The organism is Leptothoe sp. ISB3NOV94-8A, assembly GCF_043421595.1.
Lineage (GTDB): Bacteria > Cyanobacteriota > Cyanobacteriia > Phormidesmidales > Phormidesmidaceae > Leptothoe > Leptothoe turfae.
The window spans coordinates 2,862,388-2,887,666 of record NZ_JAXSQW010000001.1 but is presented as its reverse complement, the minus strand read 5'-3'; the positions used below and the strand labels follow the sequence as shown (position 1 = coordinate 2,887,666).

At 45.1% G+C, this 25,279-nt stretch carries 19 protein-coding genes and 1 pseudogene; 12 read left to right on the top strand and 8 right to left on the bottom strand.

The annotated features are described in order from the left end of the window. Positions 1 to 21: 21 nt before the first annotated feature. Both SPB21_RS12445 and SPB21_RS12440 read right to left on the bottom strand, forming a co-directional pair. Positions 22 to 447, bottom strand: a complete 426-nt coding sequence (locus SPB21_RS12445; RefSeq protein ID WP_499060200.1) for a response regulator — start codon at positions 445 to 447, stop codon at positions 22 to 24. A gap of 17 nt (positions 448 to 464) precedes the next feature. Then, positions 465 to 1,649, bottom strand: coding sequence for a PAS domain-containing protein (locus tag SPB21_RS12440; protein ID WP_499060198.1), 1,185 nt, complete (start codon positions 1,647 to 1,649; stop codon positions 465 to 467). A 1,063-nt stretch (positions 1,650 to 2,712) separates the two neighbouring features. Here SPB21_RS12440 and SPB21_RS12435 point away from each other — a divergent pair. The 4 genes from SPB21_RS12435 to SPB21_RS12420 all read left to right on the top strand — a co-directional run bounded on the left by SPB21_RS12435 (position 2,713) and on the right by SPB21_RS12420 (position 8,989). Then, a complete protein-coding gene (locus SPB21_RS12435) occupies positions 2,713 to 3,045 on the top strand; it encodes a hypothetical protein (RefSeq protein WP_163668610.1) in 333 nt (110 codons plus the stop codon). Between the two features lie 340 nt (positions 3,046 to 3,385). Next, a complete protein-coding gene (locus SPB21_RS12430; protein ID WP_250565113.1) occupies positions 3,386 to 4,048 on the top strand; it encodes a potassium channel family protein in 663 nt (220 codons plus the stop codon). Positions 4,049 to 4,211: 163 nt separating this feature from the next. Next, positions 4,212 to 5,717, top strand: coding sequence for an efflux RND transporter periplasmic adaptor subunit (locus SPB21_RS12425; protein WP_499866726.1), 1,506 nt, complete (start codon positions 4,212 to 4,214; stop codon positions 5,715 to 5,717). 5 nt (positions 5,718 to 5,722) lie between these two features. Further along, entirely contained in the window at positions 5,723 to 8,989 is a 3,267-nt protein-coding gene (locus SPB21_RS12420) for an efflux RND transporter permease subunit (protein ID WP_499866725.1), read from the top strand. Positions 8,990 to 9,096: 107 nt separating this feature from the next. On the opposite strand, the gene SPB21_RS12415 is transcribed toward SPB21_RS12420, so the two are convergent. Next, positions 9,097 to 9,345, bottom strand: a complete 249-nt coding sequence (locus tag SPB21_RS12415; protein WP_499866724.1) for a hypothetical protein — start codon at positions 9,343 to 9,345, stop codon at positions 9,097 to 9,099. 373 nt (positions 9,346 to 9,718) lie between these two features. Beyond that, positions 9,719 to 10,403 (bottom strand): annotated as a pseudogene (locus SPB21_RS12410) (phage integrase N-terminal SAM-like domain-containing protein). Between the two features lie 418 nt (positions 10,404 to 10,821). Between SPB21_RS12410 and SPB21_RS12405 the strand changes: the two are divergent. The 7 genes from SPB21_RS12405 (at position 10,822) to SPB21_RS12375 (ending at position 17,191) form a co-directional block, all read left to right on the top strand. Continuing rightward, entirely contained in the window at positions 10,822 to 12,126 is a 1,305-nt protein-coding gene (locus SPB21_RS12405; protein ID WP_499866723.1) for a hypothetical protein, read from the top strand. Positions 12,127 to 12,349: 223 nt separating this feature from the next. Beyond that, positions 12,350 to 12,979, top strand: coding sequence for a hypothetical protein (locus tag SPB21_RS12400; protein WP_499866000.1), 630 nt, complete (start codon positions 12,350 to 12,352; stop codon positions 12,977 to 12,979). Between the two features lie 250 nt (positions 12,980 to 13,229). Then, positions 13,230 to 13,844, top strand: coding sequence for a HEPN domain-containing protein (locus tag SPB21_RS12395; RefSeq protein WP_499865998.1), 615 nt, complete (start codon positions 13,230 to 13,232; stop codon positions 13,842 to 13,844). A gap of 33 nt (positions 13,845 to 13,877) precedes the next feature. After that, positions 13,878 to 14,024, top strand: a complete 147-nt coding sequence (locus SPB21_RS12390) for a hypothetical protein (protein WP_499865996.1) — start codon at positions 13,878 to 13,880, stop codon at positions 14,022 to 14,024. Positions 14,025 to 14,158: 134 nt separating this feature from the next. After that, entirely contained in the window at positions 14,159 to 14,776 is a 618-nt protein-coding gene (locus SPB21_RS12385; RefSeq protein WP_499866722.1) for a hypothetical protein, read from the top strand. A gap of 482 nt (positions 14,777 to 15,258) precedes the next feature. Further along, positions 15,259 to 16,524 carry an AAA family ATPase gene (locus SPB21_RS12380; protein ID WP_499866721.1) on the top strand — a complete coding sequence of 422 codons (1,266 nt, stop codon included), beginning with the start codon at positions 15,259 to 15,261 and terminating at the stop codon, positions 16,522 to 16,524. After that, positions 16,508 to 17,191, top strand: coding sequence for an RloB family protein (locus SPB21_RS12375; RefSeq protein ID WP_499866720.1), 684 nt, complete (start codon positions 16,508 to 16,510; stop codon positions 17,189 to 17,191). The genes SPB21_RS12380 and SPB21_RS12375 overlap by 17 nt, the downstream gene beginning before the upstream one ends. A gap of 147 nt (positions 17,192 to 17,338) precedes the next feature. On the opposite strand, the gene SPB21_RS12370 is transcribed toward SPB21_RS12375, so the two are convergent. From SPB21_RS12370 to SPB21_RS12360, 3 genes are all read right to left on the bottom strand, one after another. Next, positions 17,339 to 17,518: a hypothetical protein gene (locus SPB21_RS12370; protein WP_499866719.1), complete on the bottom strand. Its 180-nt coding sequence runs from the start codon at positions 17,516 to 17,518 to the stop codon at positions 17,339 to 17,341. A 4-nt stretch (positions 17,519 to 17,522) separates the two neighbouring features. Further along, the gene (locus SPB21_RS12365; protein WP_499866718.1) at positions 17,523 to 18,176 is read right to left on the bottom strand and encodes an FMN-dependent NADH-azoreductase; all 654 of its coding nucleotides are present in this window, start codon (positions 18,174 to 18,176) and stop codon (positions 17,523 to 17,525) included. A 126-nt stretch (positions 18,177 to 18,302) separates the two neighbouring features. Next, positions 18,303 to 18,461 carry a hypothetical protein gene (locus tag SPB21_RS12360; protein WP_499866717.1) on the bottom strand — a complete coding sequence of 53 codons (159 nt, stop codon included), beginning with the start codon at positions 18,459 to 18,461 and terminating at the stop codon, positions 18,303 to 18,305. Between the two features lie 301 nt (positions 18,462 to 18,762). Here SPB21_RS12360 and gcvA point away from each other — a divergent pair, with 301 nt between their 5' ends. Further along, the gene (gcvA, locus tag SPB21_RS12355) at positions 18,763 to 19,665 is read left to right on the top strand and encodes a transcriptional regulator GcvA (protein WP_499866716.1); all 903 of its coding nucleotides are present in this window, start codon (positions 18,763 to 18,765) and stop codon (positions 19,663 to 19,665) included. A 540-nt stretch (positions 19,666 to 20,205) separates the two neighbouring features. On the opposite strand, the gene SPB21_RS12350 is transcribed toward gcvA, so the two are convergent. Beyond that, complete coding sequence (locus tag SPB21_RS12350) at positions 20,206 to 24,342, bottom strand: LamG-like jellyroll fold domain-containing protein (protein ID WP_499866715.1); 4,137 nt, start codon at positions 24,340 to 24,342, stop codon at positions 20,206 to 20,208. Positions 24,343 to 25,279: the final 937 nt, after the last annotated feature.

The following is a 25,279-nucleotide window of genomic DNA, read 5'->3' as shown; positions in this document are numbered from 1 at the left end:
AGTTACTACCATATACATCACCTATAGCAACTGTACCTTGGCAGTTTTAAGCCAAAAATCATAGATATGCTGAGCCGTTAATTTATACTCTTCGAGAACAATTGGTTTAGCAATATAGGCGTTTGCATATAGCTCATAGCTCTTAGCAATATCATCCTCCCGCGAAGAGCTAGAAACAATAATTACTGGGATCCTTCGCAGCTGATGATGGCCCTTGATTTCCTGTAGCATTTCATGGCCAGATTTACGGGGTAAGTTGAGATCCAACAGAATTAGCCGAGGTAAATCGGCCATCCCATTCCTGAGCAACTGTTCCAGCCAGTTAAGGGCTTGAATACCATCCTTAACAATCTCTATATGTCCCGCATAACCAATACATCTAAAAGCTGTGAGCATAATAGCCGCATCTGTCGATGAATCTTCCACTAGAAGAATAGGAGCATCCATGAACCAGAACCACCCTCTTAAACACCCATAGCATCATTCATTCTAGTAATCAGCAGCACCTTAATTCGCACTAGATTTGTAGTCGGGTGATGCTCCCCCAAATTCTCTTCAAATAGAGCTAATGCCTCCTGATAAAGAAACTTAGCTTTCTTATAACGACCTTGATTATCATACAGTGTGGCAAGCTGATAAACATTTGCCATTACATCAACATGGTCATTGCCTAAGAGCCATTTACGCATCATCAAGGTTCCTTCTAATAGGGAAACCGCTTCATCTGGCTGATCTTGTTCGAGGTGAAGGTTGGCTAAATTAGAGAGCATACCAATCGCAATGTAGTGCAGCGCTGATCGAGTAGCATCCTGGCCCTGCTGGGATGTGTGGGCCAACTGCGTTTTAATACTCATGTCGGTTTGACAGCCCACCAGACGGTAAGCAACACCGGCTAAATCCCACATGGCTGTTGCCCGGGTTAACACCCAAAGATAATCCCCATTTTGATGTTGAATGCGATACTCACAATGAAATGGGGATTGCTGCTGCTGCTGCAAATAATTATTTAACTTTTTATCAAAGAGATCTTGATCCTCTGGATGAATGCGCGATAGCCATTCATCAGGGTTGTCACTAAGGGGTATATGTTCTAGCCCCAGGAGGGATTTCCACTGGGGAGAATAGTAAATAGAGTCTGTTGTTAAGTTCCAATCCCAAATGCCATCGTTCGCTTCCTGAGCAATTAATGCGTAACGTTCTTGATCTTGATTGAGTCTTTGGCTAGATTCTGTTCGCTTAATTGCATACTGAATACGTTGAACAAGTTGATGGCCCACATTAACATAGCCTAGTTGCTTTAGGTAAGCTGGAGAGAAAAAATCGGATTTGACCACATAATCCTGAACGCCTGCTTGAAGCGCGGCCTCTACAATCGTTTGATCCTGGAGGCCCGTGAGCACAACAATAGGTGTCTGAGGTGCCAACTGCTTTAATCGTTTAATTAGAGATAAGCCTTCCCCATCCGGTAAATGCAAATCTAACAAAATAATATCAAAGGTATTAACTTCTAATACAGTCAGTGCCTCATTAAAGCGACGAACATGATGAAATATAGGCTTGTCAACACTTGCTAAGTTGATAATTTTTTTCACTAGCTGAGCATCAGAGGGGCTATCCTCCACAAGGAGTGCATCAATAGTTGATTTCATAGGTTGCGACGAAACGGTATATATACAGAATGATGGGTAACAATGATCCAGATTTCTGGATAAGCTGTTTAGAAAAAGGGTTTTGAAAAAATGTTTGAGTATAATTCAATCTTTGCCTGATAACACCTACTGTTTAGCGGTTAATTTAACTAAAAAAGTTAAATTAAATATTCTTGTTATAGATTACCCACATTATCAAGAACACTATCGAGATTGTTAGTTAGGGGCGTATACAAGGCAGAGAAATTTAGATGCCGCATGTGCCATCTTAGAAGATCTCCTCCTGTCGAAAAGTTCTAAGACTCTAAAACTCCTCCACCTTGTATACCGTGGTAATATTCCCACGCTCATTTACAGCTACCCTCATCAAATCCTAATAAAACATAAAGAAGACCTAAAGGTGTTAATCTCATTTTTCTCCTATCCACTGTCAGTAGAGAGCTTTCATAATATTCATCCGAAAATTTATATATCAACCTTTTGCATCGTTTTATCTGTGACCATAGTAACTATCTATGAAAGTTGATGCGTCTCGTAAATTTTCGATACCTCGTGATACTAGGGCGCTATCAGCAAAAATCAAAACATAGCCTAAAGGACCATTAAGGTAGGCGGTCCTTTATTGGGCTAAGGGGATTGAGATTGAGAGCTGATAAAATAGGTTGCGATCGCAGCTATATCAATTACCAGAGAGCGGTGGATTGAGGGCAGTTCCGAGAAAACTTGCGCAATTCCGCTGAAGAGTTGCGCTAATTTGCCGTAGATCTAGAACTTTGAATATTTGAACGTATTACATAGTGGAGTCCGCAGTTCTAAACCATGGGTCTATGTTTTCCCATGTTTCCAGGTGAGCGGCTCTGGTTAACATCCCTGAGCCCTGCCAAATCATGCTGGTGGGTGAGCGGCTCTGGTTAACATCCCTGAGCCCTACACAAATTATGCGGGTGCAGGACATACGTAACCACAGGGTTAAACGGTTAAGGTCTCTGGCTCAATAGAGTTACTTGAACGTCAGTGACATTGCTCTCAATAGCTGCGTAATTGACACAAAATATTAGGTCCCATGTCTCTAAAATCTGAATGGCAAGCATCGGCACTACCCAGTTACAAATTCAGTAGTTTTACAGTGGGAGTTGATCTGTCTCCGTTCTTGGATTGGTGGATACAAAATCGAGAAAACTTAAAAACAGAATCGGAGCCTACACCAGATTTGGGCTGCAACTGGTACTATAGTGAACCTGATATCAACAACTTGGTGCGCGTCCAGGTTCGGAATGAATTTTTTTATGCCCCCCAACAGGTAGCAGAACAGCATCAAGCGGCTGTAGCTCAGGGAGGGACTCAATGGCAAGAAGTTTTACAGAGATATTCCAACGTTATCAGGTCACTGAACTGATCGTCCTGACCTTTTAGTTGTCGATAAGACTAACTGACAACAATCCCAAAGAACAGAATTAATGCACCCAGGGTAAAGCCAAAAGCTAAAAGCTAATACCCAATGAAAGCCCCTAGAATTTTGGCTTTGGCAGCAAACTCGCAGATGTTACACAGCTCGCTTGCATTTTATAAAGGCTTGAACTGACCTACTGAAGGATTCAGAGTTTACCAACCCCCATAGACATTCCTACTTAGATTACTTGATATCGACTTCAGCTATATTATGATGTTTGGCAAATAGCTGCTACTTAGATTACATCCTCCATTAATATCGGGGTATTCCAGAGTTAATGCCCTGTATGAAATCTCTTCAAGAAAACAAAAAGCAAAAATATCGACAGTTGCTAATTGTACTGGCGATAACCTTTGTGGTATCGCCATTTTTGCAGGCTGGGATTGGTAATATTTTCCTGATTTCGCTGCTGTTGTATACGATTATGCTGATCATCAGCAGCTTTCCACTACCTCGAAAGTTATTGGCCATTTATGGCGCGATCGCAATTATTGCCTTCTGTTTAGAAGTTATTTCTACCCTAAACGGGGGCTTTTATCTGAATCAAACATTTAGCCTCATATCTCAAATTGTTTTTGCCATTTACTTAGCAGGAGCCGCTTACTGGATTGGTCGAGATATCTTTACTACGCCTGAAGTCACCATAGATATTGTGCGAGGTGGTATTAGTGTTTATTTATTGATTGGGTTTGTCTGGGCGTTGTTGTATGGCATTGTGAACACTTTAGATGCTAATGCCTTCTCTCAACCACTTGTACGAGTAGACTCTTATCTCAGAACAATACATTTTAGTTTTACCACCCTGACTACTTTGGGATATGGCGATATTGTGCCTTTAAGTGAAGTTGCCCAAGTATTAACAAATTTGGAAGCTATTATAGGCCAGATGTACTCTTCTATTTTTATTGCTATTCTGATCGGTAGCTATCTCAGTCACCGCTCCAATTAACATCGTTAACACGATAAAACATGACATTAGGTGACCTGAAAATCAGATGTTAAACTCTGTGTACTTGTGCTTTGTTGACTAGCATTCAGTAAATTTATTTGGCAACATTAGGCAAATCTAATCCGGGACGTTCCATAGTTACAGTTTCGCAACTACCTACTCTATGTCCTCTGACGGTATCAGCCCTCAACCGCCGATTGAGCAGTCATCCAATAATTCATCAAATACTAATGTAGAGACGGCAGTCGAAACGCCTCCCCCATCTACAGATACGGCTTCTCAATCCAGTGCTTTGCCAAAATGGCGTAGTAAGTCTAAGAAACCGCTGTGGCCAGCCGTTGCCCTGGCTATGTTAGTGGTAGCTGGATTTGTGGGTGTAAAAGCCTATCAAACATTGACAGCCGCTCCCCCATTAGAAGAAACAGACGATGCAACCAATCAATCTCGTTTACCCATAAGGGTGCTCAGGGCGCAAAAAGGGCCAATCCAGGGATGGGTGTTTGATGAAGGTTCCGTTTGGCCAGTCCGACGGCGGATACTTAACTTTCAGGCCAGTGGTGACATTATTTATGTGGCTAAGGTCGATGGCGTCGAACTGCGAGAAGGAGATTTTGTCTCCCAGGGGCAGCTGCTGGCCACCATTGATGCCCGCAGACAGGAATCTAGCATTGCTACCGCTGAGGCGGATATCCAAGTTTCAGAAACCCAACTAAACCAGTCCAGAGCCAGTTTATTGCAATCCCAGGCGAATCTAGAAAAGGCTAAGTCGGACCTGGCCCTGGCTGAGACTGAGTTACAGCGTTATGAGAATTTATTTGAGCAGGGGGCAGTATCGGAAAGCGATCGCGATGCCTACATCAACCGAGTAGACCAGGCCGCCGCCGCCCTGAAGACCGCTGAACAAGATGTCCGCTCTGCCGGCGAGAGCATTCTTTCTTCCGAAGCAGGGGTGAATGCGTCAGTGGCTCGCCTTAATCAAAGTGCCGTTGACCTAGAAGATACACAGTTAGTCTCTCCATTGGATGGAGTGGTGGCTTATATCAACATTCGAGAAGGTGAGTATTGGAGCACCCAATATCTCAATACAAGCAGCCCCCAAGATTTGATTGAGTCTGCCCCCATCGTGGTAGTTGATCCTCAATCCTTTGAAGTGGAGATCGAACTACAGGCAGGGGAAGCCGGAGAGATTAAGCCCGGTCAGCGAGCCTATGTTGTCTTAGAAGAAGAGGTCAGTGCGCTCCAGGCAGCTGGAGCTAACTCCCAGGGATTACTTGATATTGCTAGACAGCGGGGTAGTGGTGGTCAAGTATTTGCGGTTAGCCCTTCCCAAACACCTGGCAGTCGGGGCACTGAAATCACGATTCGAAACCTGGAACAGGTCGGTAATTTAAAGGTAGGGGGCCGGGTTTATGTATGGATTGAAGTGGCTCGCGATAACGATGCCGTGGTTTTACCCCTCGGGGCTCTAGTCTCCAGAAATCAGCAATATTATGCCTTTGTCGTCAATGAAACTGATGGTACCGTCCAACAGCGACGCATTACCGGCGGGATTGAAGGATTATCTGGCGTAGAAATTCTCTCTGGTATTGAACCCGGTGAGCTGGTGGTCATCGAAGGCCAAAACCGTCTGGTAGATGGCACCCCCGTCGAGATTGTTGACCGAAATTAAGCACTATGCAAATTGACGAGCGCGTTACGGCTGCTCCTGAAACTGAGAAGGGTGCTGATATCTCGTCAGTTCCCGCCTGGATGGAATTCTTCTTTACTCAGCAGATCTTTGCCATTCTCCTCTGCTTTATGCTGATGATGGGGGGCCTGATGGGCTATTTCTCCATGGTGAAGGAGGGCGATCCCGAAATTAAAATTGCTCGGGCCATGATCACCACCACCTGGGGGGGGACCGATGCCGAGACCCTCGAAAATCAGGTCACAGACAAGCTAGAAGAAGAAATCAAAAGTCTTCAAGGTCTAGATGACTTTACCAGTGCCACCTTCAATTCATTTTCCATTATTAATGTTGCCTTTAAGGCAGAATCTCCCGTTGCAGAATCCATTCAAGAACTGCGGGGTAAAGTTGACGACGCCGAGACAGAACTCCCTGAAGAATCCACCGGACGTGAAAAGCCAGATTTTGAGCAGCTATCCCAACAGGATTCACCGGTTCTCACCCTGGCGCTAACAGGAGAGGGGTTAGACATTGGCTTACTCAGTCAGGCTTCAGAAGATTTACAAGAACGCCTGGAATCTGTTCAAAACGTACGAGAGGTAAATCTAGGCGGTCAGCGCGACGAAGTGATCCACGTACAAATGATTCCCAGCCGGTTGACCACCTTGGGGATTGCCGCCACCCAGGTGCGCGATGCCATCCAGGGGGGCAATATTGACCGCTCTTGGGACCTGGTGCGGGATGATGAAATTGGGGCCCAGGTGCGTCTATACGGTCGTTTTCGTACCCTGGAAGATTTAAAGAATTTGCCCGTAACCCGCTTGGATGAGAATCGGGTGGTCTTGCTGTCGGAGGTGGCCGACGTCTACCAGGGACTGGAGCGGGAAACCCAACGGGCCTTTTTAAGCTGGGAAGGGAGTGAGTTTAGCCCCACCATCAACCTGGAGGTGGTCAAAGTTGCTGGTAGCGACACCATTCAGGTAATCGAAGACGTCCTGGCAGAAATGGAGCTGGTGAAAAATGATCCCAGTATCTGGCTCCATGGCATGGATTATCAGGTGCTCACCAATGATGCCGACACCATTCGCAGCGACCTGGCAAATTTGGGTAGTAACGTCCTACAAGCATCGCTGTTAGTCTTTGCCATTTTGTTTGTGGCCCTGACCTGGCGAGAGGCACTGATTGCAGGTTTAGCGATTCCCATGACCTTTGCCGGGGTGTTGTTTATCCTCTGGATGCTGGGCTACACCCTCAACACCATGGTCACCGTGGGGATGATCTTAGCCCTGGGACTCTTGGTGGATGTATTTATTCTCATGTTAGAGGGGCTGCACGATGGCATTTTTGTACAGGGTTTGAGCTTTCCTAAAGCGGCGATTAAAACTGTGCAAACCTATGCATCGCCTGCCTTTACCGGACAGCTCACCACCATTTTGGCCATGGCTCCACTGATGGCCATCTCCGGCACCCTGGGTAAGTATATTCGGCTGATTCCCATTAGTGCCATTACCTGTTTAGTGATGAGCTATGCCCTGGCCCTGTTGGCGGTGATTCCCTTATCCAGATTTCTGCTCGGTAATCAAGGTGGCAGCGGTGAGTCTAAAACCTACGTCGACCGTCTAACGGAAGCTGCATCTGAAAAGTTTTCCCACTGGAGTTTACGCATGACCATTCCCAATCGTCATGTGGCTCGTATGTGGACAGCTGGTGCGATCGCGCTGTTTGTCTGTGCCATTCTTTTATTTAGCCAGCTGCCCAGTTCTCTGTTTGCCGTTAGCGACGACAATAAACTCAGCCTCAATGTGGAACTGCCCCCAGCCGCTACCTTAGAAACCTCTCAAGAGGTAGCCGATCGCATGGGTGAAGTGGTGCGCAACTACAGTGACCCCAATGGGGAGAAGGTGTTTGAAAGTGTGGTGAAGCTGGTGGGAAAGCGCAGTAACCTGGTTGCTACCAGCGAAATTAAACCGGGCAATGCCGATTATTTTGTCGGTCTGTCGGCAGTCTTAGTGGATCGTAACCAGCGGGCACGAGATTCTTTTAAATATGCTTACGACCTCAAAGTTCAACTAGAAAAAGAGATTATCCGTAACTACCCAGGGGCTGTATTGAGTACAGGGTTTCCACTGTCTGGTGGTGGGTCTGATCCAATTCAAATCGAGATTTTTGGTGACGACTTACAAACCCTAAGGGAAATCTCCAGCGAAGTACAACAGGCACTAAGAGAAATTCCAGGCACCATGGATGTGCGTGACGACCTGGGTAATCTACGAGAAGATTATAAGCTTGTGCCTAAGCGGGAGTCTCTTAACTTTTATGGCATCAGCCAGGATGAAGTGGGTTTGCAGGGACGTTATCTGATGATCGATAACGATGTGGGTGACTTCTCCATTGGCAGTGGTGAAGAGGATCTTGAAATTCGCCTAAGTACCCAGTGGCCATCTCAACAGGGTCGGATTGGTGGCCCTTCTCGCCTGGATGAATTTGCCACGATGCGGTTTATCAATTCAGAGGGTGAAGCCATATCGCCCGATGCCCTGTTGGAAGAGGTACCAGGCGCTGTCCCCCTGGCGATCACCCACCGTGATACTCAGCGCAGCGTAACGGTACTGGCTAAGGTGATACCGGGGCAGGACTTCTACGACTCCCAAATCCTGGCTGAACTGACGCCGAAGCTAGAGGCAATGCAGTATGACCCCAACGATGAGGGCAATGCTGACCGCTGGCCTCGGGGGTATTCCTATCGGTTTGGTGGCGATGCAGATACCAGCAGTGAGACCTTTGGTTCTGCGGGTCAGATGCTGGTAGTGGCCATCTTCTTGGTGTTTGCGGTGCTGGTGTTGCAGTTTGGTTCCTACACTCAGCCGTTGATTATTATTCTCACCATTCCCTTTGCCTTAATTGGTACGTTGTTTGGGTTCTTCTTGTTGAGGCTATCGTTCTCTTTCCCGGCCATGATTGGTGTGATTGCGCTAGTCGGAATTGTGGTAAATGATGCCATTGTCATGGTGGAGACGATGAACGAGCGACGGAAAGAGGGGCTGGATGTACGTCATGCGGCAGCGGCAGGGGCCAGCGATCGACTACGACCAATTTTGACCACATCGATTACCACTATCATTGGTCTGTTGCCGTTGGCGCTCAGTGATGCTCAGTGGTTCCCGCTGTGTATGGCGATTATTTTTGGGTTGTTGTCGGCGACGTTGATTGCGTTGCTGGTGGTGCCAGGGCTTTACTTGCAGCTCACACCAACCAATTCCAAAGCTGTTTTGTAAATGTTCTGGCATTAAGGCGTACATAGACCCTCAGCCAGTCTCTAAACTGGGTGCGTAATGGACCGTTAAAAGCTGCGATCGCAAAACGCACCCAGTTTATACCTCGTCTATTGCTTGATGGCCAACCGTTTGGTCAAAATGGCCATCACTTCATTGGGCCGTCCGGTGGAGATGGGTTTACTCCAATCGTTGGGCTCAGCGTAGCGTTTTTTGTGCAGGTCTTGAATGGTCAGTCGCACGGCGGTAAGGCTGCCAAACAGCAGATGGCGAACGGTTTCGTATTGATGGTCGGGCAACGGTGCGGTGCTAACAGGTAATGTGGACGCAACAGCGCCCTGAGTCATATCGAGAAACATAAGCTTTGGTCTCCAAACGTAGGGTTGTTAAACCGTTGCCGCGTTTGAAAGCTGTAGCTAAAGAACTACAGTCTGGCGGCTCGGTAAGAAACCAAAGCTCAAATTTAGCCGCCCCGATTATGTGATGCAAACCGGGGCAGCAATAGGATAAAGTATCCCAAGCCTCGGACTGCTGGTTCAGTCGGGGGTCAGCTGGCGGTTCGGTGTTAGCGGCACCTGCCGCCAGTGCTAAATATTGAGCTTTGTAGTCATGCCCCGAAGGGCGTGAGAACTAAACTACCGCTAAGACATTTCTCACGTCAAGCCATAGATATAGCTTTGCGCACATAGTTCACAACAGAGGTGATTGCTAACAACCTTACATAGCCGTTGATTACGAATCCAATGGACTCCGTACTCCACGTCCACCGCGATTAAGACATGGGTATAAATCATTGTGGTCTTCACATCCTTGTGGCCTAATAGCTCTTGTACGGTGCGGATATCATAGCCATCTTCCAAAAGAAAAAGAGTTGTAATGGACCAACTAGCGAGTTCGGCACCATGGTAAGGCGATCTTTTTGGCCTTTGCTATCTCGCACTGTAATTTGGTGGTACTCAAAGTCTAAATTCTTAATACGTAGACGTAGCCCTTCCATCAAGCGCATGCCCGTTCCGTAAAGCAGACTGACTATCAGATGTTGGATGCCGTCTAGGTTCGTTAAAATTCGCTTTACTTCTGAGCGGGTAAATACAACCGGTAAGCGCTGAGGTCGTCTAGCTCGTTCAATATCATCTATATACGGTAATTCTATATCTAGAACTTGACGATATAGAAATAGTAGGGCGCTTAAAGCAACGGTTTGCGTTGATGCCGCCACATTACGGTGAATCGCTAAATGTGATAGGTAAGCCCTGATTTCAAGCGCTCCCATATCCTTGGGATGTCGCTTGTTATGAAACAGAATGAAATCCCGAATGTAGTGAACATAGGACTTTTCAGTTGAAAGGCTGAAATGCTTTAAGCGAGCAACTTCCCTAACTTGATCTAGCAAGCGCGGCGGCTTGGGTGGTGCCATGGTAAATGCTGTATAACTCCCGTATAGGGATGCTTATCTAGCAGATCTGCTAGATAAGATCCCTATTTCCTATACTTAACTGTCAGAAGTGCTGGATAACACCCTGGATTCCCGGAGTTATACAGCAGAAATTCGGTATAAGTTCTATGAATAGGGATGTTATCACGCAGATCTGCTGGATAAGATCTAGAGGGTTGGATCTTATCCAGCAGATCTGACACTGAATTACAAGTTAGCCAGCAAAACAAGCTCGTCTCCTGAGGCGGTCAGCTCATAGATATTGCTTGGCAAAATCAAAAAGCAATGCTAATAGTTAAGAAAAACTAACGCTGAGGGATATGATTCAACTGCTTTTGATTGATTGAAGGAAAATTACTTCCTCAGTACTTTGAGCCACCAATTTAAGCTAGAAAATTCAATGTACGAAGCTTTGATGATTATTAGTAATAATGAGTATCAAAGAGTCACAGCAGATCAGGTAGAACATCATGACTTTAAAAGAGTTTTTCAATGTCCTGAATGTCATGTAACACTTACACTAAGAGAAGGTCATACCAGAAACGGTTATAACGTACCTGCTTCATTTGTTCACCCTCGGCATGGTTCACCATGCAAGGAGCGCGTTGAATTTGATTTTGTCACCAGAAAGGAGAGTACACCCTTTGACTTGATTAAACGAGGCCAAAATAGTAAAAAGCTTGAAAGATCATTTATACGCTGTTTGAAATACTTCGCCATAGGGACGCTTTCTAGCACTAAAATTCCTCCTATGTTAAGCACATATACGATCTTTCGAGATTATTCTTGTCTTAGGCCAAATGATCTTTCTATATTTGAGCATCCCTTTACTGAAAATTGGATACAGACTAACCATAACCTTAGAAAAAAGATTGAATATAACCAGGGTAGTGGAGTAATACACAATAATCCTGAACTTTTGATAGCAGCAGCAACGAGAATATTAAGTTCAAGAAAACTAGACAGCTATTTCAACCAAGAGGCTAAGCGAGTTAAAGAATCCATTCTGTCCGATTCTCAGACAATGAACTTCTTTGTGCAAAAAAAGGAGTCTGACTGGTGGAGAAAACTTTATGAAAGAGTTTATTCTAAAAATATAGATGTTCTATCACCTGAAGACTTGTTAAATGAGCATATTGACCATCTTAATGGCTTATTGAGATACATACGTAGAGGCATTTCTCCTGACGGGCAAAAAAAGGTTTTTGAACTGCTCATATTTGGAAGTTTTGATCTTCCTGTATCTATAGATATTGTATGCACTCAGGAACAGAAAAGTGATTATGAGAGTAGGATAAAGACCCATGCGTTTTATCGTGAAGCTGACAAGTTACTACACGAAGCAGGACTTGAAAAGTTAAACAAAAGCTCCTTTGTTGGTTCGTCAAGCGACTATCCAAAGGATATACGTAGGGAAGCTTGGCTCAAGGCTTGTTCTGATTACGAGAATACATTTTTAGAACATAAAAGTAGCGTTGAAATTAAGCGGGAGAAATCGATAGAGTTTTTGAGTGTATTTAGTGAAGAACTGCTCAATTGTCTTCTGGGCCAGAAAAACTTAAACCATGCAATTTCTGAATTCTATAGTGAAGAGGTATCTCCAAACAGTAGATTCATAGAATTTTTAGCTTCTGCACAAATTTATCTTATGAAAAAATATGATTGGTCCGTATTACCTCTTTTCTATGAAGATATATATTTTTGATCGATGCAATTAACTATTGGTCTTTCATTTGGGATGAATTTTTGGTTCTAAGTTTTAGAACTATCTAATATTTGAGCACTGAGATGCTTGGCTAACATAACGCAGGAGCGGACGGACTTTACAATCCAGACAGCGATGCAAAAATATTGGCCGCCGCTCAGCTCAACGTTATCTAGTGGCTCCCGAATCGCTATGCTCCAATGCAATTACCAATAGGGTCAATATGAGCAATTGGACTGAGTTCGAGGCTGAATTTAAGATAGATTATCTTGTTCGCAGAATAGAGCACTATATTACAGAAAGAGGCAACTCTCGCAGAACCAATGCCGATATCACTTGCTTTTTGAGCCATAGTGGAGATGACGCAAAAGAGGTGACTCAGTTCGCCAGAGCACTAGAGGTAGACATGAGAGCGTTAGGTATCGAGGTGGAGGTATTCAACACGTCGGACCCTCGATACCGCTTCGATGAGTTCAAAGGTTACCGCTTCGATGAGTCCAAAGATTTTCTGAAGATGGGGGATGCCTTACAAGAGATACTGACGCGTCCTCTTGATGCACTGGCGCAGTACTTAGCCGACAACTTGATTGGATCCAGATTCTACCTCCTCTATGTAACTGAAAACAGCATCGCAAAGCGCAGTGCTTGGATCACATTCGAGATACACATGGCGAGACGCCTCGCTATCCAAAGTTTAGAGGGAAAACCACTGGCTTTCATACCTTGCGTGACTGCCTCCAGCTCATTCGCAAAATTGCCAAAACTCGCGATTTCCTTCCAAGGTATCGACCTCGCGTCAGAGCCTAAGAAGCTGTCGCAAGAGATGGCTCGGATCCTTAGCCACGATACTTGATCGGCTCTCATTAATGATTGAACAGGGTTATTTGCTACACTGCTCCCGAGACTTGTACTACACAGGTTATTGGAATATGCATTGCAAAAATCAAACGCCAGCTAACAGACACATGTACCAGGGCCGCCAATCTTAGCCAGATTTAAGTGGGGCATCGCCAGCAGCAGTGACTTGGTAATGTTGGGCGTTAGCCGACGTTTACAATCACCATATATGTTATTTGTTTATTTGCTTTCTTAAGTGTGTCAGTATGAATACCCCTCCACATAGCGGTACTTTTTTAGCCCAAGCAGACAACGATATCTTAAGTGCTGCAGTGCTACAGCATTATGACCAATGGGTTCACTCGCTATATCATGGTGTACAAGCCATCGAAAAATATTTAAAGGCTAAATTCATTGCTTTCCATGAAAAAAGAGGTGAGAACGGATACGAGGTCTACAATCAAAATAAAAACTTTTTGAAGACACACAATATTATCAAGCTTTGGAATAAAATTGAGTCGCTTGAACCAAGTTATAAAAGTTTTCCTTGGAAACAAGAGCTTCCAATGTTGTCTGAATTTGATCAGCTTACTCGCTACCCATACGTTGAACAGAAAGTTCATAATGGAATGTGTTCTTCTGACTTAGAGCTATGTCTTTTGGTTTCGTTACAGGTGCGACCGAACACTGTGATTCAGCAAGATAATTATCCCCTTGCAAGAGCACTCCGTGGATACTTAATGGAAAATCCCACAGATGTTAAGCCCACTCCTGCTGCACAAATTCTGAAAGATTATTTTCCAGATGCGAATGCACTGGTATGGTGGCCCAATAAACCACCAGGTGCAACACTTGTGCGCCGCATGCCCTACATCAGGTAGAGTTTCTCACCGAGATTTGAGAGAGAGGATAAAATGTATTCTTTGTATGATGCAGTCAGCTTTGTTTTGCTGAGCCAGCGCGACATGACTGATACGCTGACAACTGCCGTCACTTTGAGCAGGGGGGGTAAGATTGTTGCCACCACCCAGCTAACACTGCGTTGCAACGGCGGAGCATGAGGAGTTGAGCAAAATTCAAAGTTACTACTGCCGTTGAACTCCAACGTTATCCGTCAATGCATTCACGGCATTAACCTTCTTCTTGTTGACTTATCAAAACCTAATACATTGAACGCAAAAGCAGGTATTCTACGATGATTGAGAGTTGGAACGATTTCTACGCTCGATCCCGAGTTGAAATCCAATGGCCAGAACTAGAGAAAGAACTAGATGCGTTCATGCATGCTATCGGTCGCGTTTCTCTGGAGTGGAATGCACTGGAAGAGTTATTTTTCACTTATCTGACATTCAGCAAGGTGCCAAACGGAGTTGCTCGATACCTCGGGTTCAAAATGAACAACAACGACAAGATGGAGGTAATGCAGGTTCTCGCCGAGGAATTCGAGACTGGTGATCCAGATTCGTACGAGCGCGCAAGAACATTTTTCCGGTATGCTCGAATTTGCACAGATAACCGTAACTTTTTGATGCACTCAATCATTACGGGACCCGATGAATTAGTATTTTCACTCCGTAAGAAGTCGCGAAATTCTGTAGGAAACTATGTGATCGCCAAGTTCGGACTGACTGAAGTGCGTCAAATGGCTCAAGATATAGCTAACACTACACAGTTTGCTGGGCGATTGCAGATGGTAATGTTCTCGTTTCCACAGCGTTTGGCACAGACTGCAGATGGACAAATTCTTGCCGTCCCGCTGTTGGATCCTCCGCCCGAGCCAATAAACTGGCAGTCTTTCAAAGTCGATGCATAAACTACGCAGACATTGCCCGTCAGACAACAAAAGTATGCTCCGAGCAATGATTCAGGAGCCTTTAAAGAGCAAATCATCGCCACCGGGTGATGCCAATCGTTATCTAGGTTAACTTAACCATGGCAAGCCGCTAAAAAATGAGCGCTACAGGATTTAGGCACTATACAAAGTAGTCAGCATAGGCATTGGTGAATCCGAATAGTTTTAGTGCCACTCTAAACCGACACCACAAACTTTGCCATACCAGAACTCGTATAAAAGGATAATGGCAAAAAGGTATCTCAGGATACCAAGCCATGAACTCACATTTTGGGTTTCTATCAATGCGTAAGTCCTCAGTGACTGGAATCTTTAGTACGGATTCGACACCTATGTACGGCTTGAGAAGGTCATTCTTCCCAGATTTAACCTGAGTTTGTGCAGTATAATTGCACATATAGAAACTTATCCATCTAAAAACTTGAATCCAAAGTTGCCAATCCATGCTCGTTGAATTCCGCGTTGAGAATCATCGTTCTTTGCTCGAAGAGCAAGCGTTAACGCTTGAGTGCTCGCGATTTGGCAAATCATCTGATAAACGTCCAAGGCAAATCGAAGGTCATTCTGAAGCACTTTTGCCCGTCTCTGCAATCTATGGAGCAAATGCAAGCGGCAAAAGCAATATCCTGAGTGCATTCGATTTTATGAGGGAGTCCGTTATCAATTCCGATCGGCGCTGGGAACCGGATGCTGGCGTACCTCGAATGCCTTTTGCATGGGCTGGAGGTGCAGACACACCATCTACGTTCGAAGTTACATTTGTACAACGCGGCACCAAATATCAATACGGTTTTTCTGCCAATGATGAGGTGATTGAAGAAGAATGGCTTTTTGCTTGGCCAAATAAACGGAAACAGGTTTGGTTTGAACGCGATCACGACGAATACAAATTTGGTGATAATTTAAAGGGCCCAAATGAAGCCGTTAAGGGGTTAACACGACCAAACGCCTTGTTCTTATCGGCTGGAGCGCAACACAATCATCGACAGTTACTAACTCTTTTTTCGTGGTTTAGGAACATAATTTTTACAAGTGCGAGTGAGTACTCCAACCGCAATTATCTTCGATATTCACCACGATATTTCTCAGCCAATTTTGGACAGCTTTCGCTGTTTGGTGATGATGACAATCAAGATTTCAGTCGACTGGGTGAACTTCTCCGAGCAGCTGATACAGGTGTGGTAGATATAAAAATAGTGGAGGAAGAGCGTATGACTAGGAGGCGTTCTCGCTCTTCATATCGAATGATGCTCCAACATCAACTTGGGAACGACTCTGCTTGGTTAGATTTGGAAGATGAATCTGAAGGTACTAAGACTCTTCTCAGAATGGCTCCGTTGCTTTTTCGCGTACTGGATCGTGGCTCAGTCCTCATTGTTGACGAATTAGAATCAAGCTTGCACCCTTTACTAGGGCTTAAAATCCTAAATTTTTTCAACAACCCAGAAATAAATTCAAGAAATGCGCAACTACTATTCACAACACACGACACAAATCTTCTTGGTACAACCTTAGGTGAACCAGCTCTCCGTCGTGATCAAATCTGGTTTACTGAAAAAGATAATGCAGGAAGATCATACCTTTACCCGTTAACCGACTTCAAGCCCAGACAGACCGAAAATTTAGAACGGGGATATCTTCAAGGGCGCTATGGAGCGATTCCATTCTTGGACGACGTTAGGTGGGCACAATATGGCCAAGCGAAATAGAGAAAGGAAAAAAGCTCGACGCGCACCTTATAGACAAATAAAACCCATCATTCTTGTTGTCTCAGAAGGAAAAGTCACTGAACCGAATTACATTAGTACATTTGCAAAATATCACAGAAACTCGCGTGTAGAAGTTGAACTGCATGGAGGAATTGGTGTTCCTAAAACAATTGTTGAGTATGCGATAAATCGTAAAGCTGAAGCTGAAAAAAGGGCGAGAAGAGAAAGGGATGAGAACTTAGTGTTCGACGAAGTCTGGTGCGTTTTCGATATTGATCAACATCCAAATATTCCAGAAGCAATTCAAATAGCATCCTCAAACGGTCTTTGCCTCGCCATTTCTAACCCATGTTTCGAGCTTTGGTTGTGGTTGCACTTTGCCCCGCAACCTGGAATGCAAGATCGTCATAAATTACAGTCAATGCTTCAAAAATACATACCGAGTTATGACAAACATGTGGATTTTGCAAGTATCGCAGATGGCTACAAGGATGCTGTTTCTCGTGCAGAGCAATTAGAGAATGCCGCCTTGGAAGAAGACGAGCGTGGACGAAATCCGACAACAGGTGTTTGGCGGCTAACAGAAAGTATCATTTGTCAAGATGAGTCTGATGAACATGCAACAGCACTTGAAACGGATAACATAACGCAGGAGCGGACGGAATGAGTAATCTAGATGTTGATGCAAGAACATTGGCCGCCGCTCAGCTTCTCGTTATATGGCCTGCTTTTAAGCTGATGTACATTCAAGTTGCAGGATTTGTGCGCTGAAACCCAGTCAGGCCATGAATCGGTCTGGAAATTTAAATGCTGATTAGCTTATGAGACCCGTATTCAAAGTCCTACAGACAGGAAATAACTGAGCTTCTGGCACAAACCCTGTTTCAAAGGCTGCCCAGTGAGCTGTCTGGTCGGCTGACCAGTTCAAGCTAGCAAACTGTGAATTAATCAACGCCTGGATGGCAGATTTGTCATCTGGCTGAGTTGTCATCATCGATTTAATTTTTTATCTTTTGTGTGATCTGTTGCACCAAGTCTGGAATTGCACCATAGGCCGATTGAATCGATTTCTGATGGCGATCGTCCCCAAATTCCTGGTATTCAATTCGAATAACGTGGTGTTTGCTAACTCCAAACAGTCTTGAGGCAACCACAATGTGAGGATCAAGGTGGTTTATTGCCGCATTAGCACCACCAAGTTTAAATCCACCTTCTCCTGATGCAGATAGAATCACTAAAGTCTTGCCAATCAAAATAGGTTCGATTGGCTGTTCACCACGCGCCAAATCAAAGGAAAAGGTACGTCCAATCCGAATCACCTGGTCGATCCAGGCTTTCAGAGATGCTGGCATACCGTAGTTGTACATCGGTGTACCGATCACAATGACAGCAGCAGCCTCCAGTTCATCAATCAGTTGATCAGAAATCTTAAGCACTTCTATTTGTTCAGGCGCACGCTTCTCAGGTGCAGTGAAGGCAGCGGCGATCCAGGCTTCGCTCACGACTGGTGGGGGATTAAGTCCTACATCGCGTGTAATGACAGTATCATTAGGTCGAGACTTCAACCATTGTTGTGTAAAAGCCGTCGTTAATCCCCGGCTCAGGGAACGAGTGACACGCGCGCTGGCGTCAATTTTTAGAATAGTAGCCATGATTGTAAGTTTCTAAGAAGGGTGAGGGAACCAGGCTTCGGGTTCCGGTAGAAAGTGTTGGAGAGTGAGGATGCCGTAAGTGCTTGAATGGGGGCTAAGCTGGCTTCCATCATTGTTACGATCGATTCAGTGATGGTGGTGCTTTTTGTCATCTGGAGAGTCAGTGGCTGAGGTAGTTTTAGCATAAACACCACCATCAAAAACTCCAGTCATTGCAACAGAAAAATTCGTCGCATCGATCGCGCGAATATTGGTTGTTCCACCAATGGATAGAGTGTCAGACATGATAGTCCTCCTGATAAGCTGTAAAAGTTCCTTGAAATAGGAAGAGTGACCTGTTTTCAATGCTCCAAAATCCAACAGACTTCGCTGAGCACAATGTTCACTGCACACACAAACGCGATTGTTTAGTTGGGACACATCCAAGGAGTTTGCTTAGATACGTAGCTTTAGATGAGTTTTATGCAGGTCTTGAGCGATTGAAAACCTGTTTTATTCCCTTAATTTGAAGAATAACAAGGGATAGAGGAATATTGCAAATTCAATATATTCAGGCTTAAGATGAAAGAAATTCACCCACAAGCCGATGCGATCGCTTCCCCCACTTAACGCTTTGCATACCTTTGAAGTGGCAGCGCGGCATCTGAGTTTTCAGCAAGCGGCTGAAGAACTGGATGTCACCTCGACGGCAATTAGCCATCAAATCAAATTACTAGAAGATTACCTGGAAGTTTCTTTGTTTCGCCGACGTCCTCGCCCTCTGTCGCTGACAGAAGCAGGTCAACTTTTATATCCGGTTGTACGTGAAAGCTTGGATTCAATTGCTGAGGCGATTACCCAATTAAAGCAAGTTCCAATATCCACGACGTTAACGGTAAGCGTGACAACGGTGTTTGCAGCTAAGTGGCTAGTTCCTCGTTTAGCTGAGTTTCAACGGACGCATCCTGAAATTGATCTACGACTACAAACCTCAAACGATGTGGTAAATCTACAGCGGCAAACAGTCGATTTAGCCATTCGCTACGGCAAAGGGAATTATCCAGGACTAGCAGTTCGCCCGCTGATGTCTGATAGGTTCGTGCCCATTTGTAGTCCACGTTTGTTGGAGAACAACCATCCAATTAGAAAACCGGATGATGTCGTGCATTATCCCCTGCTGCATTTTGAGTGGATTCACTTTGGAATCGATGCTCCTGATTGGAAAAACTGGTTTAGCGCTACGGGATTGAACACTGTTGCCCCCGACCACGGACTGAAATTTAACGAAGAAAGTTTAGCCATTCAAGCAGCGATCGCAGGTCAAGGTATAGCATTATGCAGCACTGTTCATGTTGCAGATGATGTAGCGTTAGGTTTTCTTGTGCAACCCCTCAATGTGACGCTAGACGGGTTTAACTATTCAGCAGTGTATCTAGAAAATCACCCGAAAGAAGTGCTGATTCTGAAGTTTATAGATTGGTTAGTGGAAATGGCTGGTCATGTCTCTTAAACCAGAGTCTTAAGGTAAAATGGAGTTTTTCGATCGCCGTATAACTACTCAAATGCAGCGGACGGTTGAGAGTCGTTGGTGTGGAGTTTGAGGTTATCTGCGGCGGGTGATTGGGAACGTTGTCCCTCACTTCGAATCTCAAAGCCATTAAGAATTCTGCAAGAAAGCTAACACCGGATCTTGCATCTGCCTAGCCGCAGGAAAGCACAAAGTGAGAATATGGAAGCGCCAGCGACGAGATTTCGGAAAGAGCTTATCTTTTCAGCCACTAGTAACATCAGATAAATTTCATACTGGCTGGGTAATTCAGGGTTTTACCGCTTTGTTCAGTGTTTGAGACTGCTATCATATTCGACGCCTGGGGTTAATAAAGTTTGTGGGAAAGCTTGAAAATATAACCAAAGCGCCAGAACCTGTACTGACCAATCATTCTCTGCTTAGAGTCATCATGGTCGTCCTGGTTCCAGCGTTTGGCATGTAATCTTGTCAGTGGTCCTCTAATTATTGGTCAGAGGTTGTGCCAGTTCTTCTCCCGTTCACTTACAACTGTTGCTTTAACTCAGCTACATCATTTTGTAGGAACTGTATATTGAAGATTGTTGTAGAAACACCCGAAACAAGATTTATGATAAACATCGCAGACAAGGCTGCAAACTCAAACTTAGGACTCTTAATAGCTCGCAGAAAGGCAAACGAACCCGGTAGCATCCCTAGCACTTCATTGGCAATTGTACGCTTTTTGTCTTCTTTGACAGTGGACAAATATTTGCCAGCTAACCCGAGTTCAACCCAAGCGAGCACGGTGGAAAGTTCTATTATCGGTGCTGTTTTATCAAGAAGTCTAGTGGCTCGTCTGAGTCTCTGTCTTGGAAACTTATCCTTATCGATCCCAGAGGCCTGAGCACCTATAGCGCCAATTACATAGACGATATCTATGCCCAACATCGCCGTTCTCCATCCCCACAGAACGCGTTCCCAGTACATTTCCTCCTCTTCTTTCTTGGACTTGCTAACGTTGTGTTTCTTTTGTCCGATGGCGTAAGGGTAACCACCGGGTTCTACTTTAGAGCTGGGGAAACTTCCCAACCAGCTAACGCCACTCAAAAAGAGACTCATATACTCGAAGAAAATCGGACCTTCTTCACCGCCTTCGGGGATTAAATCCATCTTTGTGCTGATGAAAGCATTGACGACATCGGCTGCGATCGCAATCCCACCAAAAGCCTGCATCTTGAGTATAGTGTTCTCGATATCAATCCCATCCTCATTTGACTGAACAGAAAGAAGCTGTTGATCGGACGCTACTATCTGTTTTGTGGAAAACTCAGGCTCTGGAACATCCCCTAGGGAAACCTTCCCAAACATCAGTTTTGTCATTACCGTAGCCGGAATAGATACCAATAGACTGGTGAGATTGAGGATAGTCAGCTTACCCGCACCTAGCATCTTAAACAGAGCAGAAACGAGAGGAATCCGAATTTCCGCATTCAGCAAATCCTGGAACAGCTCAATCGCCGCTACAACAATATCAAGGAAGATGAAGATGATATCTTCGCCCAAGTCTAAGGTCCCGATACCCACATCTCTAAAGGTGTCGATGACAGTGGCCAGGGCCAATTCTGGTCGGTTCGGATTGGCAATGATGGTTTCAACGGTGCCAATCAGTCCGTCAAACATTTCAAGCTTGATATTCACAGCCGTTTTAAGCGCTTCTAGAAAGCTTTCAAAAGCCTGCTGCATCGCCGATAAGGCGGTCCGATCTTTCTCTGCCAAGTCTTCCTCGGGGTTGGTTTTACTGTCTGAACGTTTTGAACCGCCTAAGATTTTATTGAGCAACCACTCAGCCGCTTCGGGTAAGTCAAAACTAGACCCTTTATCCACCTCATCAGGCTCAACACCCAAGGCTCGAATTAAGTCATCGGCTCCTTTATTTAAGCCGTCTTGTAAATCATCTACAAAGGCTGATACATGACCTTTAGCAGAAGCAACCAACCCACTGGCAGAATCCAAAGCAGAGTTGATCGTTTTGACCAGCAGGCGATGAGTTGCCAGAATATCGTCCCAGTTGAACAAAAACTGTAGAAACTCGATGAACTGTTTGATGGACTTCACCACCGTTTCTACCACCCCTTCAACAAAGTCAGCTACCTTTTCAGCGGTGTCCACCACAAAGTCAATGATGCCTTCAGCGGTTTTGACAATCACATGCACAATGTCTTTAACCTTGCCAATGACAACCGATGTGGCTTTTTTGATTGCCTTTTTAAATTTTCTGCCGAGGCGGCGGCCAAACTTTTTGGCAGAGAAGACCCTGGCAGTACCCAGGGTAACTGGACCGTTAGCCTCTGGACTATCCTCTTCTTCAGCGGGTGCGGCTTGGGTAAGCAGTTTTTGCCATTCATCCGAGCTAACCTGTCTTTCTGCGATCAGAGGTTTGGCAATCACCGATCGTCGACCATCACCCGGTCGAGCAGGTTTAGCGCTTCCTGTAGCGCCCAGGGTCAGCTCCCATGGCTTGTCGATAGTCGTGCCAGAGACAGCCCGATTGGCTGACTGAACCCGGTTTTTCCCTGTAGGGGTATCCTCACCATAGTTCACGGTGGCCATTACCCGTTTGATGGTGTTTTGGGCGCTGGCGACCTCTGCTTTGCTATGGGCCTTGCGATCCACAATGAAGTTGCCTTTAGCATCTTTGGCATTCCACAGTGCGCCATCCTCTAGTTCAGCGATTTGCTTATGGGCCTCTCGGTTGGGGAAAATCACCACCCGCTCATTGGAGGCCATGTCGCTGGTGCGAATCTTCAGACCTGGGGTGTTGAGGCCATCGGCCTCGGAGGTGATCATAATCTGATTTAGCTGATTGGGGCTGAGGCTGACCGAGCGCTCTTCATCGATGTCATAGGTGGTGCCGTCAACTTCGATTTGGGTCAGATCAGTTGCTGCAATCTCGATCTCACCAGCGCCGGGGTCAAACCTCAGAGTCGTACGATAGGACGAAAACTCTTCTAGGTTATCCCCCACCATGCGATAGTCTTGGCTCAGTTTGGTTGTATAAGAGGTAAAAACATCTTCAGGGGCAATCGTTCTAAAGATTTGAATCGAGGAAATCGTATCATTACCGATCTGCCTATCACTCAAGCGTGGAACGTTTTCGACGATATCTTCAATCTCTTCTTCCCGTTTATCGTCAGCGGCCTGATGGTCGAGGTTTTTAAATACTGTCACCCCCGTATCTGGACCTAATCGAATGGATGATGTTTGATCATTTAAATCGTGAAAGTCTTTCAGGTGTGTATACTTACCTGAAGTATATTTGTCACTATCAGACAGGATCCAGGTTCTCCCATAGTAGGCTCTATGCTTATATAGGGCTACTTCTCCCGGTGCTAGTTCTCCCACCTGGCCTTCATTGTCTGCCATTTTGGCCACACGGATGAAAATGGCACGGTCTTCCTTTTGCCCGGTCCAGTCGAATGTGTTGTCTTCAACGAGTGCTAACCATTGGTTATTGGCCTGATTGATAATCGAGAACTCATCTTTGAGATGCTCTAAATCATCAACAAACAGATGGGTGGGGTCCTCCCCAGGAGATACCTTCAACAAGGTGCTTTCTTGATCGGAGCCAGGAATGAGCTGAAGCTGATTTCGCTGTAGATTGTAGTGGAATCTAAACAGCTCGTGGAATGACCTTCGGGGCGATGTGGTCAGGACAGATTTAGCCAGGCTCAAGAACTGACCTTTGGGCGCTTTGATCACCCACTTGCCAGTAAACGGCTCTTCGATAGCTGGCCAAATCCGGATTGATTTAGGAAAGTTCTCCAGTCGTGAGAGCCGGATATCCGGCAGGTCTGCATAGCACTTTTGCGCTGTTCCCCTAAAATTATTTTGCTGATATAGGGTAACGCCGGTATTGTGACCCACCCGCAGCTGCTTAAAGCTACTGGAAAAACGGGATAGATCCTCAACATTTTGAGTAAGGATAACGGCGGCGTTATCGGCACCCACCAGTTCAATTTCACCGTCGCGCAGTGGTGGATTTGCAGGTGGAACCAGGGCTTGAATCTCGGCATCGCTGAGAGCTGTGTAGTAGATGCGCAGGTCTTCGTATTGGGCGTTTGGAGTCCCTCGTCTGGAATGACCCAGCTTCACATCGACGTTGTTGTTAATGTTGGCCACACCTGTTTTTGATTCGGCTTCCGCTGCGAGTACCCCATCAATGTAGATCTTGATGGTGCGTCCTTGTCTAACAACGGCTACATGAAACCAGGTTCTATTGGGCATCATCGATAGGCGCTTAGTTGCAACTTTCACATAATGCTTGGCCTTACTATTTTCATCGACGTGGAAAAATATTCTTCTATCAGATAGCCGCACAGAGAAAAAATTACCGTGCCCCTGCATCACCTGGTCACCGATAATGTCTAATTCATTATCGCCATGGGTACTGATATTCCTCATGCCAAACGCCACGGTAAAGTTGCTGGTGCCAAATTGACCCACCTCTTTACCCAAATTGACATGGGAGTCTTTGCTGAGTAAATGAATGGCATTGCCAATGCGGCCATGTCCCTTGAATGCAGCCTTAAAAAGGCGTGATTGAACACTGTTTACGGTATCTACGGTTGTTGTTCCTTGTCTCTCATTAAACTGCCAGTGGTATTTAGGTCGAACTGTCATGGTATTTCTGTTGTGAATTGGTGTGAGCTATAAAAATTTGAACCTTGACCACATCAAAACCAGCGTCTTCCCCGAAGAAAACTCTCAGGCTTGAAATTGAGTTTGGCTTACATAAATTGGTGCACTCTTTAGAGGTATTTAGGTCCTTAAAGAGCCACGCAGAAGGTTACTTCCATTTATGTTGTTTGGATTCCAGAAACCATGAGCAAAAAAATTTAGAATCTAGAGTGAGAAGGGTTTAATCGGTAGATCTTTCTTTCTAAGCAGACTAAAAACAAAGTTTCAAGGGGATATTGACACACTTAAACGCCTTTGTTAGAGGGTCATAAGTGTTGTTTCAACTATTCTTTTTTAGGTAGAGCACAAAAATAGACAACCAATTGCTTTTCAATGGCAATCCCATACGTGGGATACGAACACAATTGATTGTCAGTTATGGATACGAATAATAGTTAAACAAAGCAAGCGCTCTATACACCAAGCCTTGACATCCAACGTGAACCTCCTCATATCAATCAATATTTGACTATTTGACTATCAATACGAATGAGGGGGCAATTTGGATGAAAAATATGCCGTTGCTGATTTAGAGTATGAATCGATCGAGTAGTGATGTAATTTTGCAGAATCTTCCAGATAAAATCATCCCGAGGATCAGCAACGCCAAAAATAGTTAAATTGATCTAAAAGCAAGCCAGCTGTAAAGCACTTTATTCTCGCATCCACTATGCTTCGTTCAAGACCTTGGATAATGTGGGTCATCTGTCACAATTGGAGGCACCGCAGATCGTCTTAGAGGAGTTCGTAAATTTTTTGTCAGACAAGCGAACTGATTAGTGAACCGAGACGTTAGCCAAAAAACAGCTAGCCGTTGGGCATACAGCTAAGAAATGAGCATCAAATAACTTCCTAACGCTCTAGCTCTATAAAAGCAGCC